General features: G+C 66.0%; 17 protein-coding genes and 1 pseudogene. 9 read left to right on the top strand and 9 right to left on the bottom strand.

Features of this window, described 5'->3' with window-relative positions; all coding sequences use genetic code 11:
* Positions 1 to 116 (top strand): annotated as a pseudogene (locus FV233_RS23305) (IS5/IS1182 family transposase); the annotation flags it as partial.
* A 297-nt stretch (positions 117 to 413) separates the two neighbouring features.
* Here the strand turns inward: FV233_RS23305 and FV233_RS23310 are convergent.
* The 5 genes from FV233_RS23310 to madL all read right to left on the bottom strand — a co-directional run bounded on the left by FV233_RS23310 (position 414) and on the right by madL (position 4,304).
* Positions 414 to 917, bottom strand: coding sequence for a three component ABC system middle component (locus tag FV233_RS23310; RefSeq protein ID WP_147898940.1), 504 nt, complete (start codon positions 915 to 917; stop codon positions 414 to 416).
* Between the two features lie 15 nt (positions 918 to 932).
* Positions 933 to 2,126: an ABC-three component system protein gene (locus FV233_RS23315; RefSeq protein WP_147898941.1), complete on the bottom strand. Its 1,194-nt coding sequence runs from the start codon at positions 2,124 to 2,126 to the stop codon at positions 933 to 935.
* Between the two features lie 235 nt (positions 2,127 to 2,361).
* Positions 2,362 to 3,033, bottom strand: a complete 672-nt coding sequence (locus FV233_RS23320; RefSeq protein ID WP_147856369.1) for a GntR family transcriptional regulator — start codon at positions 3,031 to 3,033, stop codon at positions 2,362 to 2,364.
* Between the two features lie 27 nt (positions 3,034 to 3,060).
* The gene (gene madM / locus FV233_RS23325) at positions 3,061 to 3,825 is read right to left on the bottom strand and encodes a malonate transporter subunit MadM (protein WP_147898951.1); all 765 of its coding nucleotides are present in this window, start codon (positions 3,823 to 3,825) and stop codon (positions 3,061 to 3,063) included.
* A 41-nt stretch (positions 3,826 to 3,866) separates the two neighbouring features.
* Positions 3,867 to 4,304 carry a malonate transporter subunit MadL gene (gene madL / locus FV233_RS23330; protein WP_147856368.1) on the bottom strand — a complete coding sequence of 146 codons (438 nt, stop codon included), beginning with the start codon at positions 4,302 to 4,304 and terminating at the stop codon, positions 3,867 to 3,869.
* 225 nt (positions 4,305 to 4,529) lie between these two features.
* Between madL and mdcA the strand changes: the two genes are divergently transcribed.
* The 4 genes from mdcA to mdcE all read left to right on the top strand — a co-directional run bounded on the left by mdcA (position 4,530) and on the right by mdcE (position 8,319).
* Positions 4,530 to 6,176 (top strand): malonate decarboxylase subunit alpha, encoded by a 1,647-nt coding sequence (gene mdcA, locus FV233_RS23335; RefSeq protein WP_147898942.1) that lies wholly within the window; start codon positions 4,530 to 4,532, stop codon positions 6,174 to 6,176.
* A 199-nt stretch (positions 6,177 to 6,375) separates the two neighbouring features.
* On the top strand, positions 6,376 to 6,684 hold the full coding sequence (gene mdcC / locus FV233_RS23340) for a malonate decarboxylase acyl carrier protein (protein ID WP_007568076.1): 309 nt from the start codon (positions 6,376 to 6,378) through the stop codon (positions 6,682 to 6,684).
* Between the two features lie 2 nt (positions 6,685 to 6,686).
* Entirely contained in the window at positions 6,687 to 7,616 is a 930-nt protein-coding gene (locus tag FV233_RS23345) for a biotin-independent malonate decarboxylase subunit beta (RefSeq protein WP_147898943.1), read from the top strand.
* Positions 7,603 to 8,319, top strand: coding sequence for a biotin-independent malonate decarboxylase subunit gamma (gene mdcE / locus FV233_RS23350; RefSeq protein WP_147856411.1), 717 nt, complete (start codon positions 7,603 to 7,605; stop codon positions 8,317 to 8,319). The genes FV233_RS23345 and mdcE overlap by 14 nt, the downstream gene beginning before the upstream one ends.
* Positions 8,320 to 8,412: 93 nt before the next feature.
* Here the strand turns inward: mdcE and FV233_RS23355 are convergent, their stop codons facing one another.
* Positions 8,413 to 9,330: a DMT family transporter gene (locus tag FV233_RS23355; protein ID WP_187278210.1), complete on the bottom strand. Its 918-nt coding sequence runs from the start codon at positions 9,328 to 9,330 to the stop codon at positions 8,413 to 8,415.
* 481 nt (positions 9,331 to 9,811) lie between these two features.
* On the opposite strand from FV233_RS23355, the gene mdcG reads away from it, so the two are divergent.
* From mdcG to FV233_RS23375, 4 genes are all read left to right on the top strand, one after another.
* A complete protein-coding gene (gene mdcG, locus FV233_RS23360; RefSeq protein ID WP_147898945.1) occupies positions 9,812 to 10,501 on the top strand; it encodes a malonate decarboxylase holo-[acyl-carrier-protein] synthase in 690 nt (229 codons plus the stop codon).
* A complete protein-coding gene (locus FV233_RS23365) occupies positions 10,498 to 11,418 on the top strand; it encodes an acyltransferase domain-containing protein (RefSeq protein WP_147898946.1) in 921 nt (306 codons plus the stop codon). The genes mdcG and FV233_RS23365 overlap by 4 nt, the downstream gene beginning before the upstream one ends.
* A gap of 176 nt (positions 11,419 to 11,594) precedes the next feature.
* A complete protein-coding gene (gene gmd / locus FV233_RS23370; protein WP_147898947.1) occupies positions 11,595 to 12,578 on the top strand; it encodes a GDP-mannose 4,6-dehydratase in 984 nt (327 codons plus the stop codon).
* A 71-nt stretch (positions 12,579 to 12,649) separates the two neighbouring features.
* Positions 12,650 to 14,131 (top strand): aldehyde dehydrogenase, encoded by a 1,482-nt coding sequence (locus tag FV233_RS23375; RefSeq protein ID WP_147898948.1) that lies wholly within the window; start codon positions 12,650 to 12,652, stop codon positions 14,129 to 14,131.
* Between the two features lie 69 nt (positions 14,132 to 14,200).
* Here the strand turns inward: FV233_RS23375 and FV233_RS23380 are convergent, their stop codons facing one another.
* Genes FV233_RS23380 through FV233_RS23390 form a run of 3 tightly spaced genes read right to left on the bottom strand, consistent with a single transcriptional unit; the run spans position 14,201 to position 17,116 of the window.
* A complete protein-coding gene (locus FV233_RS23380; RefSeq protein WP_238259542.1) occupies positions 14,201 to 15,403 on the bottom strand; it encodes a substrate-binding domain-containing protein in 1,203 nt (400 codons plus the stop codon).
* 1 nt (position 15,404) lies between these two features.
* Entirely contained in the window at positions 15,405 to 15,905 is a 501-nt protein-coding gene (locus FV233_RS23385) for a methyl-accepting chemotaxis protein (RefSeq protein WP_281408019.1), read from the bottom strand.
* On the bottom strand, positions 15,893 to 17,116 hold the full coding sequence (locus tag FV233_RS23390) for a HAMP domain-containing protein (protein ID WP_147898950.1): 1,224 nt from the start codon (positions 17,114 to 17,116) through the stop codon (positions 15,893 to 15,895). Before FV233_RS23390 ends, FV233_RS23385 begins: the two co-directional genes overlap by 13 nt.
* Positions 17,117 to 17,130: the final 14 nt, after the last annotated feature.

A 17,130-nucleotide genomic window follows, 5' to 3' on the forward strand; every position in this document is an offset into this window, starting at 1 on the left:
GTCGGCGCCTGGTCAAGGATTACGAGCGTTATGCCAGCACGCTGGCAGGACTTCATATGGTCGCCTTCGTCTGTCTCATGCTGAAACAGGCCGAACGACTGATGACAGGTGCATAACACGCTCTAGGTGAACGTCACCACTCGTCCGCTCTCCCGGACCCGGATTCCGCCGCGCCACGAAGATTTGAGAGTCGCCAAGTTGGAATAGCACTGAGAACCAAGCGACATGACGTCTGATTACACCTTCAGCAACATAGCATTCGCCGCGACCTGTACAATAATCGATGATATCTATCAATGCTGACTTGCCCGTCTTAGATGCTCCAGTCAGAATATTAAACGCGCCGGTTCGAAACGTTAGCTCTCGAAGATCTCCCTCATAATTGTAAAGAATAATCTTCGAAATTTGTATTGTCACAGAGCTATACTCCATGCTGCAATAATCGTGACCGAGGCGCCAGCCGTCGATAACCAGCGCCCGAGAAAGCCCGCGCGGTCCACGCACTCGCGCGCTTCAGCCGTAAAAAATTCGGTCTTCTTCTCAGTTGTAGAAACCTTATTCTTGCCGGCTACGAGACCGCCCCCTTCTTCGACCGCCAACGCGCCATTTGCGATCGCGAACATAATTGCCTCTTGGCTAAAGGGCTTTAACCTCTTTACACGTCCAGGGAAGTCAACGAGCTGCTCCCTATGTTCCTGCAACCAGGGCAGCATTGACGTTATGGTGGAGCCTGGAAGCGCCTGACGCGTGGCGCGATGCATAGTGATCGGCAGCACCAGAAATGCCAGTGCGAAAGGCATTGGACGCCCTCCCGATTTTTTCCCGAAGTCGACGACTGCCTTCGTTAAGAGCGTCGCACAGAACGCTGGATTGAACAGGTTAGCCTCTTCAACGGCGCGCTTCACCCAGGGCTGCATCACTAGTAGCGAACCTCAGGTATCGTCGGGATCGGAAGGCTTGTGAGCTTGATGTTCCGGGTGCCATCCGACGATGTGCCGGTTTGCCAGTATATGGAAGCTACCATGCGTCAAGAACCGCTGCCGAACAGTTCTAAGGGGGAAGTCTGCTTGGGTCTCAGCCCACTTGAATATCTTCTGGCCAGCCAAAATTTTGTGCCCGTCCGGGCATCCTTCCTCAAGTTCTTCTCTGACGGCTTCAAAAAGTGGCTCCCAGGCTTCAACTAATTCCCGCTCGTAGTTTTCGATCTCTCCATTGACGAGAAGTTCCTCACGAGCCCAACGGGAGCGTTGCTCGTATGCTCGATAGTAATCGCGGATCGCGAACTCAACACGCTTCGGTCCCACAGCAATCAGCCGGAGTTGGCGCACGAACGGCCGCTTGTCGAGGTCAGCGACGACCGCTTCCGAAGGTGTTTGGTCGGCGTAGTCGATCGGAAGTGCTTCACGCCGGAATCCTTCGCGGAGTTCATCCATCTTACTCTCGATCGCGGATATTGGGATCGACGCCGGGCCACCACCTGTTAGCGCCCTCACGACCACATTAAACCACCAACCCTCAAGACGCTCTATAAACAGGAGCAAGTGATTCTTCGAGACAGCGTGGCGCAACTCAAATGTTAGGTCATCGTGAACGTCGATGATGTTGGATGACCCGTCAAGAACGATGATGGCCCGCAACAAGCTCAGCCGAGCTTCTGGGAGCAGATCGAGAAATGCTGAGTAAGCGGCCTGGTTAATCTCATTCGTAGAAGTATCCGTAACCCTGATCAGGGCTTCTAAGGCTTTGGCTTCGTCGCGCTCACGGGCGCGAAGGTAGCTTGCCGCAGATTCCGGGGGAGCTATGCCTGTTGTCATCAGGACGAACGAGGTTTTGAATGGAGCATCAATGTCAGTAGATACTCGGTCGGCCCAAATACGCAGGGTCTTCCAAAGATCGGTGCTTGCGTCTGTGAGATTGCCCTTCTTCGCGATATGATGCTTCGCCTGGATCAGCTTAACCGGTTCACCAGCCTGTTCAAACGCAACGTCGTCGAAACGCTCTAGAGAAATCTCAAGATTGGGGTTTTCGGCTATGGCTTGAACGCCAGCGAAGAGCGCGTACCGGCATTGGTATAGGTAGCCGGTAGCTGACGCCGTCGCCCCATATTTGTTCACGCCAGGCGACATGCTCGTCAGCTCAGCCTCGCATTTTATGGCCCGGTGTGAGACTTAGCAGACGCGTGCGCTTCTCGCCACCTCACGTTGCAAAATGTGGGCGCCATTTATTGAAGACGCATCGTGAGTTTAGGTTCGGTGCTCGCGCCAACAATGCCCGAGCTTAAACTCGCTATCGGACCGCGCTGATAGCTGCTCGTGCGATCGGAATGGGCCAAATCTGACCGGCACCAACTTCCGCCCCCCCTCAACCAACCGTATCCGCAATATACCGCCCCAACGCCGCGGCAGCCCGCAGCATGTGCGCCCGCATCCGCCGCGCAGCCAGTTCCCCATCCCCCTCGGCGATGGCGGCAAGAATCTCGCCGTGCTCGTCCCGTGAGCGGCGGATCCGGTCGCCGTGGCGGAGCTGGGTCCGGCGGAAGGCGGCCAGGCGCTCGCGGATCGCCAGGGCCTGCTCGGCCATGAAGCTGTTGTGGGTCGCCGCGTAGAGCGATTCGTGGAAGGCGCGGTTGAGCCGGTCGTAGGCGTCGACGTCGCCGGCCTCCACGGCGGCGGCGGAATCCTCCTGCAGGTCCATAAGCCGGCCGCGCTCCAGCGGCGTCATCCGGTAGGTCGCCAGCCGAGCGCACATCGCCTCGATCTCCGCGGTGGTCTCGAACATGTCGGCGATGCGCTCCGGCGTCAGCCGGGCCACCACCACGCCCCGGCGCGGGCGGACCTCCACCAACCCGGAGGCCGCCAACTGGCGCAGCGCCTCCCGCACCGGGGTGCGCGAGGCGCCGTAGCGCTGCGCGAGGTTCTGCTCGTCGAGGGCCGTGCCGGCCGGGATCTCACCGGACGTGATCGCGTCGGTGAGCGCATTGCGGATCCGGTCGGAGAGAAGCCCGGTGTCGATCTTCTGGAACTCGCCGTGCATCACCTGGTCCCGCGTCCCCGCAGTCGGTCAACCGACCAGAGCCCGCACCGTCAAGTAAAAGATCGAGGGGCCGACCAGGCAGCCGATCCCGGTATGGAAGGTCGCGGTGAGCGCCCCGTAGGGCACCAGCTTCGGGTCCGTCGCCGCGAGCCCGCCCGCGACCCCGCTCACCGTCCCCATCAGGCCGCCATAGGCCATAGCCGACCGTGGGTTGTCGAGGCCGATCAGTTTCGCAACCAATGGTGTGCCGACCATCACCATCACGGCCTTGGTCACCCCGGTAGCGATGGAGAGCGCCATGACGGTGGAATCCGCCCCGATCGCCGCCCCGGTCACCGGGCCGACGATGTAGGTGATCGCCCCCGCCCCGATGGTCGTGATCGAGACCGCGTCGTGGTAGCCGAACGCCACCGCGGTGAGCGTGCCGACGAGGAACGGGATGATCGTGCCGAGCGCCAGCGCCAGCACGCCGACCAGCCCGGCCCGGCGGGCCTCGATCACGTCGACCTCGAACGCGGTGGCCACGATGGCGAAGTCGCGCAGCATCGCTCCGCCCATCAGGCCGATTCCGGCCAGCGCCGGGATGTCGGCGACGCCCTTCTTCCCGCCGGTGTAGAGCCCGCCGACATAGGCGAGCCCCAGCCCCAGCACGATCGCGATGGCCGAGCCGTGAACGCGGCCCCTCGTGAAGCGTTTGGCCGCCAGGTTGGAGACCAGGATCAGGGCGCCCACCACCGCGAAGGCCGCCACCAGGCTCTGCTCGATGAAGACGTGCTCGATGCCGTGCCAGATCCGATGTCCGAGGTCGTTGTCCATCGCGTGTTCCATGGCGCTCACCCCTGTTTCCCGGCCGGCACCGGATCGGCCTCGCCGCCGATCACGGAGCCGCCGTGCTCGACCTCCGGGCTGCCGGGATCGCGCCGACCGATCCGGCTCAGCAGCGCCACCGCGCCGAAGCACAGGACCAGGGAGCCGGTGGCCGCGATGATCACGATCGGGCCGCCGCTCACCGCCGCGACCACGTTCTGCTGGGCCGCCATGGCGACCACGATCGGGATGTACATGCCGGCCCAGAACTCGACGCCGAACTGCACGCCCTTGGTCAGGGCGCCCCGGCGGGACAGCCAGAGCCGGGCGACGATCAGCAGGATCATGGCGATGCCGACGCCGCCGACATTGGCCTTCACCCCCAGCGCGACGCCGAGGAGATCACCGAGATACACGCCGACCAGCGTGCACGCGGCCAGGAGGGCGACACCCAGGACGATCATCGGCGTTGCCCTCCCGCGGCGGTGTATGCGGGGCGCGGCGGCGCCCGTCTCGACGCGCTCGACATAGGGCGTCTCCTTCCCGAATCAGTCGCTCGTTGCTTGCCGACCAGTATGCAAGATATTGACACTTCGGCAATCCCGTATACGAAACTGTGATGAGAACGGCTTTGAAAATGCAAGACCGCGGGTTTATCCTGCTTCTTGCATACTGAGGGAGACAGCCGGATGACCCAGTGGCGCGGCGAACGCGAGGCGCGCGACGCCCGCATCGAGGCGGGGCGCGCGCACGCCGACGGCAAGGTCGTGCCGCCGGGCGCGGTGGTCGACCTGCTGGAGGCGGTGCTGCGCCCCGGCGACCGGGTCTGCCTGGAGGGTGACAACCAGAAGCAGGCGGATTGCCTGGCCCGGGGGCTGGCCGCCTGCGACCCGGACAAGGTCCACGACCTGCACATGGTCCAATCGGGCATCGTGCTGCCGGAGCATCTCGACGTGTTCGAGACCGGCATCGCCAAGCGGCTCGATTATTCCTATTCCGGCCCGCAGGGCGCCCGCATCGCCAAGATGCTCTACGGCGGCCAGATCCAGCTCGGCGCCGTGCACACCTACCTCGAGCTGTTCGCCCGGTACTTCGTGGACCTCACGCCCCACGTGGCGCTGATCGCCGGCGTCTCGGCGGACCGGGACGGCAACCTCTATACCGGCCCCAACACCGAGGACACGCCTACCGTCGTGGAGGCCACCGCCTTCAAGAACGGCGTCGTCATCGTCCAGGTCAACGAGATCGTCGACAAGGTCCCGCGGGTCGACATCCCGGGCGACCGGATCGACTTCGTGGTCGAGGCCGACACGCCGTTCTACGTCGAGCCTTTGTTCACCCGCGACCCGGCCGCGATGACCGAGACCCAGATCCTGATCGCCATGATGGCGATCAAGGGGATCTATGCGGAATACGGCATCCGCAGGCTCAACCACGGGATCGGCTTCGGCACCGCCGCGATCGAGCTGCTGTTGCCGACCTACGGTGAGAAGCTCGGCCTGAAGGGGAAGATCTGCACCCACTGGGCGCTCAACCCGCACCCAACCCTGATCCCGGCGATCGAATCCGGCTGGGTCAGCCAAGTCCACTGCTTCGGCTCGGAAGTGGGCATGGACCGCTACATCCGCGCCCGGCCGGACATCTTCTTCACCGGAGCGGACGGCTCCCTGCGCTCGAACCGGGCCTTCTGCCAGACGGCCGGCCTCTACGCCTGCGACATGTTCATCGGGGCGACGCTCCAGATCGACCTGATGGGCCATTCCTCGACGATCACGCAGTCGCGGGTGGCGGGCTTCGGCGGCGCGCCCAACATGGGCTCGGACCCGCATGGCCGCCGCCACCCGTCCGATGCCTGGATGAAGGCCGGGCGCGAAGGTCAGGTCGTCGGCGACCCCGCGCTGATGCGCGGCCGCAAGCTGGTGGTGCAACTGGTCGAGACCTTCGGGGAGAAGCTGGTGCCGACCTTCGTAGAGAAGCTCGATGCCCTGGAGCTTGCCAGGAAGATCGGGCTCGAGCTGGCGCCGGTGATGATCTACGCCGACGACGTCACCCACATCGTCACCGAAGAGGGCATCGCGAACCTCCTCCTGTGCCGGGACGCCGACGAGCGGGAACAGGCGATCCGCGGGGTCGCCGGCTACACCGATGTCGGTCGCGGCCGGGACCGGGCCAAGGTCGAGGAGTTGCGCGCCCGCGGGGTGATCCGCCGGCCGGAGGATCTCGGCATCGAACCCCTCGACGCCGACCGGGCGCTGCTCGCCGCGAAGTCGATCAAGGATCTCGTGCACTGGTCGGGGGGCCTCTACGAGCCGCCGGCGAAGTTCCGGAACTGGTGAGATGACCGCGATGGGCCGGCCACTCCCATCCACATCCTCATCCTGAGGTGCCGGGCGATCGCAGATCGTACGGCCTCGAAGGGGGCCTCCAGGGGCCGCCGAGATCACTGGAAGCCTCCTTCGAGGCCTCCGCTACGCTCCGGCACCTCAGGATGAGGTGTTCTGTTTGGATGACGGGACGTCCTGCGAGGAACCGATTATGGAATCCCTGACCTTCCGCCACACCACGAAAAAGCCGCTGCCCGGCTCGGTGCCGAACGCCATCACCGGCGTGGTGGCGTCGGGCAACCTGGAGATCCTGCTGGAGCGGGTGCTGCCGCCGGATGCCTGCGAGGTCGCGATCGAGACGCCGATCGCCGGATACGGTGCCGTCTGGGAGGCGGTGGTGGCGGATTTCGTCGCCCGCGCTCAGCCCGGGGGCCTGCGCATCAGCATCAATGACGGCGGCGCCCGTCCCGACACCGTATCGTTGCGCCTGCTCCAGGGCGCCCGGCTGATGGAGGCCTGACCATGGCTGGCGCACACGCCGCGAGCACCGACCCGGACGCCCTGAGCTGGTACGAGGCCACCGCCCGCCAGCGCGTGGTGGCGCTGGCCGATCCCGGCAGTTTTCACGAATTCCTGCCCCCGACCGAGCGGCGCATGAGCCCGCACCTGCCGCTGTTCGACCTGCCGCGGGCCTTCGACGACGGCATCGTGGTCGGCCGCGCCGCGCTCGACGGCAAGCCGGTGCTCGTCGCCGCCCAGGAGGGCCGGTTCATGGGCGGCGCCTTCGGGGAGATCCATGGGGCGAAGCTCGTCGGGCTCCTGCGCGCCGCGCTCACCCTGAAGCCGGCGGCTGTGCTGATCCTGTTCGACACCGGCGGCGTCCGGCTGCAGGAGGCCAATGCCGGTGAGACCGCCATCGCCGAGACCATGCGGGCGATCGTCGATGTCCGGGCTGCCGGCATCCCGGTCATCGGGCTGATCGGCGGCCGCGCCGGCTGCTACGGCGGCGGCGGCCTGATCGCCGGCACCTGCTCCCGGCTCGCCGTCTCGGAGGGCGGCCGGATATCCGTCTCGGGCCCCGAGGTGATCGAGACCAACAAGGGCGCGGAAGAGTTCGATTCCCGCGACCGGGCTCTGGTCTGGCGGACCATGGGCGGCAAGCACCGGCGGCTGATCGGCGGGGCCGACGCGTTCTGCGCCGACTCCGTGTCGGCCTTCCGGCGGGCGGCGCTCGACCTGATCGGGCGGGCGCCGTCCTTCGATCTCGCGATGCTGGAGGCCGAGCAGGCCCGGCTCGAAGCCCGGATCGCGCGTTTCGGCGATTGCCGGGACGCCACCGGAATCTGGGCCCGGCTCGGCGTCAACGATCCTGAATCCGTGCCCGCCATGGACACACCCGCCTTCGACGAGACCGTGTCCCGGGTGAGGGAGGCCGACCATGACGCTCGCTGAGATTCTGGCCGGGCTGTTTCCGCAGGGCCATTCCGTCACCGTGCGCGACGGCCTCGTCACCGGCGGCGGCCCGTTCGCGGGCGAGACGATCCACGTCGTCGGGATCGACGGCGACACGCCGCTCGGGGTCGACGGGGCGCTGGTCCTGTCGCGGGCCGTGCTCGATGTCGTGCGGGCCGGCGACAAGGCGCCGATCCTGGTGGTGGTCGATTCCGACAGCCAGCGCATGAGCCGGCGCGACGAGTTGCTGGGGCTCAACGAGTGCCTGGCCCATCTCGCCAAGGCGCTGCTGCTCGCCGACCGCTCCGGCCACCCGACCATCGGGCTGATCTACGGCCATTCCGCCGCCGGCGCCTTCATCGCCACCGCGCTGGCGACCCGGATCCTGGCGGCGCTGCCCGGCGCCAACCCGAGCGTGATGGACCTGCCCTCGGTGGCGAAGGTGACCAAGCTGCCCCTCGACAAGCTCCAGGAGATGGCGAAATCGACGCCGGTCTTCGCCCCCGGGCTCGACAACATGGTGGCGGCTGGGGCAGTCCACGTCGTGCTCGATCCGGCCAAGCCGCTCGACGGCCAGATCCGCGACCTGATCGCCAACCTCCAACCCGGCGACGACCGGGATCGCCTCGGCGAGGAGCGCGGCGGGCGGCCGGTGGCGCGGGGGATCAGTGCGGCGGTGATCGCGCAGGCCGGATGTGGATAGGTGTCCGGCCACGCGATCCGAGGGGGGGCGCCTCGCACGCCCCCGTCGCCGCTGTGGCTGGACCTCTATCGCCACTTTCGATCCGTCGACGGGTCAAAGACCCTTGTCCGCGTGCGTCAGGGCGACCGGGTCTCCGCTCTTCGGAAGGGCGTCGTTCGTCTTGGACATCGCCAAGACCACCGAGGACGAGACAAGGATTGCGCCGCCCACCACCATATTCTGGGTCAGCAACTCTCCCATGAACAAGACGCCAAGACTGATCGTTACGGCCGGCTCGATCGTCGATACGATAGAGGTATGGATTGGTCCGAGCCGTTCCAGTCCTGCGATGAATGCATAGATCGCAACGGCCGTTCCGAACACGGCCAGCGACGCGATCCCGAACCAGGATTCGGCGTTTCGCGGTAGTCTGACCTCGGCGGCAACGCAGGCCAGGAGATAGACGATGGCCGCGGTCGTCAAGATGACGCTCGCTCGCGTCAGGGCGCTGGCATGATCTTTCATACGCCCGCCAATGATGATGTACGTCGCATAACTTACGGCGGCCATCAACGAGAGAACGATGCCCTTGGGCGATCCTTGCAAATCGCCGCCCAGGATCAACGCCAAGCCCATGAGAGCGGCCGAAACGATAGCCAGATCTTTCTTGCTGAACGCTTCGAATTTCATCGTCCAGGAGGTGATCGCGACGAAGATCGGATAAGTATACAACAGCAAGGCCACGGTCCCAGAGGACGCTTCAGAGAGCGCGGTAAAATAGAACCATGCCATGGCAGCGTAGAATACGCCCATCACGACGCACAAGAACAAGGCTTTGTTGCGTGGCCACGCCGCACGGGTTAGACATGCCGATATGGAGATAATGCCGGCCGCGATTGAAAATCGAAGGCCCAGGACCGTTCTGGTATCGATACCCTCATTGTATGTCAGGTGAACCGACGGGGCCATCGACCCGAAACCGAACGCCGAAAGAGCGACGAAAGCAAGACCCGTTATTTTTCGGTTTGGCACTATGGGCTCTCTATCGTCGCGTCTTAATGCTTACGCGGCAAGAATATCTTCTATCATCGAAGCCCAGTCAACGGATCGGCAAGATCGACGACGGACATCGACGGGTCGCTCATGGTGCCGGATGCTATCTGACGCGATCTTGTGGCCTACTGAGATCGATCAACAGTCCGACCATTGTTATCCCGTACAAGTGGTTGTGGCACAAAAAGCGTTGTCTGTCCGAGATGCCTCATGGCGAGCGTGGCTCGGAAGCGGCCATCAGGCGCGGCGGCCATCCCGCGCGGCCGGCGGGTCCAAGCGTTTCATCGGTGCGTGCGAACGGTGGGGTTCCGCGTTCCGACGTCCCCATGACGGAGCGCGGCTGAGCTGGCCGCGCGACGCCGACGACCGTCAGGGATTCGGGTGTGATCGGCCGCCGATGGTACGCGTCTCTCGCGCTTGCACGGCGCGCGAAATCCTTGTCGGAGAGGCAAGCATGGGAATGACCTGTCCCCCATGGCGGGACGACAGCACGTCGGGCGCCTTCACCCGGCAGGATCTGGTCCGCGCGGATCCCGGCGCCTGGGCGTCGTGGCTTCGCACTCGTGACGACCTTGCCGACGTCCCGCATCTCGCCGGTTGGGCCGCGGCGGGCCATCCGCTGATCGTCCGCCGCCGGGTCCCGGGGGAGGGTGCCGACACGGTGCCGCTGGGGCTGCCCCTGCCGCCAGCCGACGGCAAGCGTCGGATCGGCGTGGCCCTGCCGACCGAACACCTGACTCGGATGGCCGGGCCGAGCCTCGCCGAGGCCGCATCCCACGCCCCCGCCGCTTGGCAGGCGGTGATCGCCACCCTGATCGGCCTCGGCGACAGCTTCGGCCTGAAACCCCGACCGTTCGGCGGCCTGTTGTGGGAGGCGGTGACCGGGCTCACCTACCTGACCGCATCGTCCGACCTCGACCTGCTCTGGCCCTGCAAAGATCCGGTGCCCACCGGCCTGCTCGACGGACTCGCTTCCATCGCGGAAACCGCCCCGATGCGCCTCGACGGCGAGATCCTGCTGCCGGACGGGACCGGCCTGCACTGGCGCGAGTTGCGCGACGCGCCAGACGGCGGCACCGTGCTGGCCAAGGGCCTGGACGCGCTCGCGATGTGGCCGGTCGCCCCTCTGCGCACCCGGGAGACCGCATGAGTGTCGCGATCCTGCTCTCCGGCCAGGGCGGCCAGCACCCGGGGATGTTCGACCTCACCGCCGACCATCCCGCCGCGCAGGCCGTCTTCGCCGCCGCGACGCCGCTCCTGGGCGGCACCGACCCGCGCGACCTCGCCCATAGCGGCGGCGACGCGCTCCACGTCAACCGGACGGGCCAGATCCTGTGCTGCGTCGCCGCGCTCGCCGCCTGGCGGGGGCTGGCGTTCTCCGGCCGCGCCATCGTGGCCGGCTACAGCATCGGCGATCTCGCCGCCTGGGGCGTCGTCGGTCGGATCGCCGACGCCGACGTCCTGGCGCTGGCCGCCCGGCGCGCCGAGGCCATGGATTCCGCCTCCGGGGAGGGGTTCGGGCTCGCCGGGATCCGGGGCCTCGGGCTCGACGCACTCGAATCCCTGGCCGGACGTCACGCCTGCCACCTCGCTATCCGCAACGCCCCGGATAGCGGCGTCGTCGGGGGGCGACGCGATGCGCTCGAAGCCCTGTGCCGGGACGCCACCGGGGCGGGGGCGCAGCGGGCTGTGGTGCTACCGGTCCACACGCCCTCGCACACGCCGCTGCTGGCGGAAGCGAGCGATGCGTTCCGAAGCGCGCTCGGCGCCGTCACCCTGCACCGCCCGCCGGCCGGCGCCCCGCGTCTCGTCACCGGACTCGACGGGGCGACGATGTTCCGGCCCGAGGATGGTCTCGACAAACTGGCACGCCAAATCTCCCATACCATCGACTGGGCAGCCTGCCTCGAAGCCGCTCGGGAATACGGCGCCGACCGGGTCATCGAACTCGGCCCCGGCCACGCGCTGGCCACGATGGCGCGGTCGGCCCTGCCCGACGCCCGGGTCCATGCGCTGGAGGAATTCCGGTCGCTCGACGGCGTCACCGCGTGGCTGACCCAACCCTAGGGCGAAGGGGCTTGCCCGCGAAGAATTCGGCCGGCCGCGCGTAATTCTTCGCATATCACGAGTCATGTCGCAGGCCGACGCGCCAGCCCGCGAAGACTATTCGCAGTCTGGCCTCACCTTGACGCGAAGGCCGGACCGGTCGTAGCAGCCGGGCAGCAACGGGACGGGACAGATTCATGACAGCCAAGCGCGCGCTGATCACGGGGATAACGGGCCAGGACGGCGCGTATCTGGCGCAGCTGCTGCTGCAGAAAGGCTACACGGTCACCGGCATCGTGCGCCGCTCCAGCCATGCCGGGGTGTTCGACCATCGGTTGAAGTGGCTCGGCATCCTGGGCGACGTCGAACTCGTGGACGGCAACCTGCTGGACCAGTCTGCGCTGCTGCGGATCGTCCAAACCACCAAGCCGGACGAGATCTATAACCTCGCCGCACAGTCTTTCGTGACCTCGTCATGGCAACAGCCGCTGCTCACCGGCCAGGTGACCGGTCTCGGCGCCGTCCATATGCTCGAATGCCTGCGCTCGGTGGCGCCGAATGCGCGCTATTACCAGGCCTCAACCTCGGAAATGTTCGGGCTGATCCAGGAAGAGCGCCAGAGCGAGACGACGCCGTTCTACCCGCGCTCGCCCTACGGCGTGGCCAAGCTCTACGCGCACTGGATGACCATCAACTACCGCGAGAGCTTCGGGCTGCACGCGTCGAACGGCATCCTGTTCAACCACGAGAGCCCGCTGCGCGGCGTCGAGTTCGTCACCCGCAAGGTCACGGATGCGGTGGCCCGGATCAAGCTCGGCATGCAGAAGGAGCTGCGGCTGGGCAACATCGACGCCAAGCGCGACTGGGGCCACGCCCGGGACTACGTCGAGGCTATGTGGCTGATGCTGCAGCAGGAAAATCCCGACGACTACGTCATCGCCACCGGCCGGACCACCACGGTGCGGGACATGTGCGTGATCGCGTTCAAGCATGTCGGCCTGAACATCGACGACCACTTGATCATCGACCCGGCGTTCTTCCGTCCGGCCGAGGTCGAGGTGCTGCTCGGCAACCCGGCCAAGGCCAAGGCCACGTTCGGCTGGGAGGCGCAGACCAGCCTGGAGTCGCTGATCACCGAGATGGTCGACGCCGACATCAAGCGCCTCAGCGCCAACGCGTAGGGCGCGGCGAGCCTCGTCACCGGCGGGGTTCCAGCCCATAACACGCGCGTTATCCGCGAGAGAGGCGCGCCGTGAAAACCTATCAGCTCTACATCGACGGCCAGGACGTCGATCCGGTCGACGACTCTTGGTTCGAGTCCGTCGACCCCTACCGGGGCGAGCCCTGGGCCCGCATCCCCCGCGCCTCGAAGGCGGATGTCGACAAGGCGGTGGCGGCCGCCAAGCGTGCCATGTGGGATGGGCCCTGGGCCACCATGACCGCCTCGGCCCGGGGTAAGGTCCTGCGCCGGATCGGCGATCTCGTGGAGCGCGATGCGAAGGCGCTCGCCGAGGTCGAGGTCCGCGACAACGGCAAGCTGTTCGCCGAGATGTACGGGCAGACCCGCTACCAGCCCGAATGGTGGTGGTATTACGCGGGCCTCGCCGACAAGGTCGAAGGCGCCCAGGTGCCAATCGACAAACCCGAGACCTTCGCGTTCACCCGGCACGAGCCGGTGGGCGTGGTCGGAGCGCTGACCGCCTGGAACTCACCGCTGCTGTTCGTGGCCTGGAAATGCGCACCGGCGCTCGCGGCTGGCTGCGCCGTCGTGGTCAAGCCGTCTGAATTCGCCTCTGCCAGCACGCTGGAATTCGCCCGCCTCACCAAGGAGGCCGGGCTGCCGGACGGGATGTTCAACGTCATCACCGGCTACGGCAGCGAAGCTGGCAGCGCCATCGTGGAGCACCCGGACGTCGCCAAGATCACCTTCACCGGCTCTGATGTCACCGGCGCGAAGGTCTACGAGGCGGCCGCGCGTCAGATCAAGCGGGTGTCGCTGGAACTCGGCGGCAAGTCGCCCAACATCGTGTTCGCCGATGCCGACCTGAAGGCCGCGGCTGCCGGGGCGATCTCGGGCATCTTCGCCGCCACCGGGCAAACCTGCATCGCCGGCTCGCGGTTGCTCGTGCAGAACAGCATCCGTGAGGCCTTCGTCGAGCGGCTGGTGGCTCTGGCCCGCACCGCCCGGCTCGGCGATCCTATGCAGCCGGACACCAACATCGGGCCGATCACCACGCCGCCGCAATATGCGAAGGTGCTCGACTACATCGCGCTTGCCAAGAGCGAGGGCGCGCGCTGCGTCTTCGGCGGGAAGCCGGCCTCCGGTCCCGGCGTGATCGGCGGTCAGTTCGTCGAGCCGACGATCTTCACCGGCGTCACGAACGACATGCGCATCGCCCAGGAGGAGGTGTTCGGCCCGGTCCTGTCGATCATAGGGTTCGAGGACGAGGCCGAGGCGCTGCGCCTCGGTAACGACGTGATCTACGGATTGGCGGCCGGCGTCTGGACACAGGACATCGGCCGCGCCCTGCGCATGTCGAAGGGCCTGCGTGCCGGAACGGTCTGGGTGAACACCTACCGCGCCGTGAGCTACATGATGCCGTTCGGCGGCATGAAGCGCTCCGGGATCGGCCGCGAGAGCGGCATCGAGTCGATCCGCGAGTACCTGGAGACCAAGAGCGTCTGGATCTCGACGAGCCGCGACGCCCCCGAGAATCCGTTCGTTATGCGTTAGGGGCGAAGCCGCACCGGCAAACATCAGCCCCAGCGCGGCGTGTTCCACCCCACCGCGTTGGGAAACCGCCTATCTTGAAAAATGCGTGGTCGACATTCGATCCGTGACGAGTTCGAACGGAACCCAATCGTACTGCTGCACGGGCTCGTGCCGGACCAACTTGAGGGCATCGTCGATCGCCCGCCGCGCTTGTAGGCCGGCATTCTGGTAGACCGTCACGGCCATGCGCTTGTGCTGCATCGCCCGCAGTCCGTCGGGCGTCGCATCGACGCCGCCGATTAGGATTCGATCCGTCGGGATCCCAGCCGCGTCGACCGCGTCGGCGGCTCCAATCGCCATCTCGTCGTTGTTGGCGACGATGGCATCGGGCGCCGTCCCATGCGCCAGCCATCCGGCCACGAGCGCTGCGGCTTTTTTGCGCTCCCAATCCGCGACGCCTTCGGCCACGATGCTGATCCCCGGGAAGGCCGCGGCGACCTCTTTGGCGCCCTGCGTTCGAAGTGCCGAGGCTGTGTGGCTCGGCGGCCCCTGGATGATCGCGACCCGACCTTTGCCGTCCAGCATCTGGGCGAGCTTTCTCATCTGCAGACGGCCGGCGACGAGATCATTGGACAGGACGAACGCCACGCGTCCGGCAAACCAATCCTCCCGGGGGCCGTTATTGGCATAAACGAGGGGGATGTCGGCGTCCTGGGCCAAGCGGGTGATCGTCGCGTTCGTTGTCGTATCGGCTGGCAGGACCACGAGCGCATCGACCTTGGCAGCGATGAATTGCCGGATCTGCTCGACCTGCTTCTCGCCCTCGCCCTGGGGCGCGTAGGCGAAGCGCACCGAGCAATCGGGCAGGCTCTTGGCATAGCTTTGGATGCCGTCGCGGAGGAGCGCGGTGAACCCGCTCGGCTCGACCATCGCCACGCCGATCTCGGCCGACACAGCCGGTGTCGACAGGTTCGCCAGGGCGAACATGAACGCCGCCGGCCACCAGCCACCCACGCGGGCTGATCTCCGGGCCGGACCGCCAAGAGCTAACCGAAGAACCGCCTGCACAGCACCGCGTGTTCGGGAGGCGGACCAGCCGCAAAGCGTTTCGATCATGGCCCTTGCACCTGCCTTGGGGGCGCGCCGCCGACATCCGCCCCGGTCTGGCATCAGCGCGCGAAGAATCAACGGTTTCGAGGCGGCACCGACGGCACCGACGGCGCCGCGCTCAAGCCGGCCGTATCGATGGTTTACCGGCTTGGCAAAGTGTCGCCAGCCGAACGGGCCCGTCACGTCAGGCCGCCCTGATGCTCTTGAGGAACCGCTGGACCTCGTCGCCCAGGCGTTCCGCGTCGCGGGACAGGGTGCTGGCTGAGGTGAGCATCCGGTCGGCGGCCGCCCCGGTATGCTCCGCCGTCCCAGCCACCGTGCTGATGTTCGCCGTCACTTCGCCGGTGCCGTTGGCGGCCTGGGAGATGTTGAGCACGATCTCCTGCGTGGCAGCGCCCTGCTGCTCGACGGCTGCCGCAATCGAGGCGGCCGTTCCGCTCATATCGCGGACCCGCGTGGCGATCCCCTCAATCGCTGCGACGGCATCAGAGGTGGATGCCTTGATGACCGAAACGTGGCTGGCGATATCGTCGGTCGCGCGCTTCGCTTCGCCGGCGAGCTGCTTGACCTCGGCGGCAACCACCGCGAATCCGCGACCGGCATCGCCGGCCCGAGCCGCCTCGATGGCGGCATTCAGGGCGAGCAAATTGGTCTGAGCCGCGATCTTGGCGATCAGCTTGACCACGCGTCGCCGATCCGGTCCGCTGCGCCGCTGAGGATCTGCACGAACGCGATGGTCTGGGTGGCCTCCGTCGCTGCACCGTTGGCCATGGCGGCGGACAATTCAGCCTGGCGTCCCACCTCTTGGACCGAGGCGCCGAGTTCGTCGGCGGCGGCGGCGATCATCCGCACATTGGATTCGGCCTGTTCGGCCGCCGCCGCGACCGTGGTCGATTGGCTCGCCGTCTGCCCGGCCGCCGCACTCATCTGGTGGGCGGTTCCCTGGAACTGCAACACGGCGGCGGTGACCGTACCGACAATCTCGCCCACCGTCTCCTCGAACCGCTCCGCCATGTCGTGCATCACGACCTTGCGCTGCTGTTCCGCTTCAATGCGGAGCTGAGCGGCCTCGTCTTCCAGGGACTTGGCGTGAAGCATGTTCTCCTTGAACACCTGAACGGCTCCGGCGATCGCACCGATTTCGTCGCCGCGATCGCCCTCCGGAACCACTACGGCGAGATCGTTCTCGGCAAGCCGCGCCATAACCCGGGTCATCGTCGCGATCGGTGCGGCGACGCGACGGACGATGAACCAGCTGATAGCTATCGTGAGGAGTGCCGCGATGGCCAACGCAACGAAGACCGCGAGCCGCGACGTGGCGCCGACCGCATCGGCCTCCGCCATCTGCTCGAAGGCCCGCGCTTGCCGGTGGACCAGGACGGAATCCACCGACTGCGTGAACGCCACGGCATCAGCCTGGAATGCCTCGGCGAACACCGTGTCGGCGAGTTCGCGCTCGCCTGCCCGATCCAGCGCCGTCGCTTCGGCCTCCACGGCCAGGAAGTGTTGCCAGGCTTTGCGCAAGCGATGCGCCAGAATGCGCTCGTCGGCGCCGACAATGGTCGGGGCATAGGCACTCCAGGCCGAGGAGAACGCTTCCTGGGCCTTGCCGGCCTCGTCGAGATGACGGCGCCTCTCTATGTCCGACCAGGCATTGTGAGCTTGGACATCCAGGGCGCGTAGCTCCTGGCTGAGCGCCTTCATCCGTCCAAGAATCGTGACCGCTTCGATCTCGCCGGAGACCGACCGACTCACCGTGTTGATCATACCCATCCGAAATACAGAAAATAATCCTATAGCTGCCGATATAACGAAGAGGGCTACCGAAGAGCCGATTATAATAGATCGGATGTTGAGAGCAGAGGCTTTTCTTTTTCGCTGTAATGCGAGGTCCATTTGATATAACCTGA

Origin of the sequence: Methylobacterium sp. WL7 (genome assembly GCF_008040085.1) — a bacterium.
Classification (GTDB): domain Bacteria; phylum Pseudomonadota; class Alphaproteobacteria; order Rhizobiales; family Beijerinckiaceae; genus Methylobacterium; species Methylobacterium mesophilicum.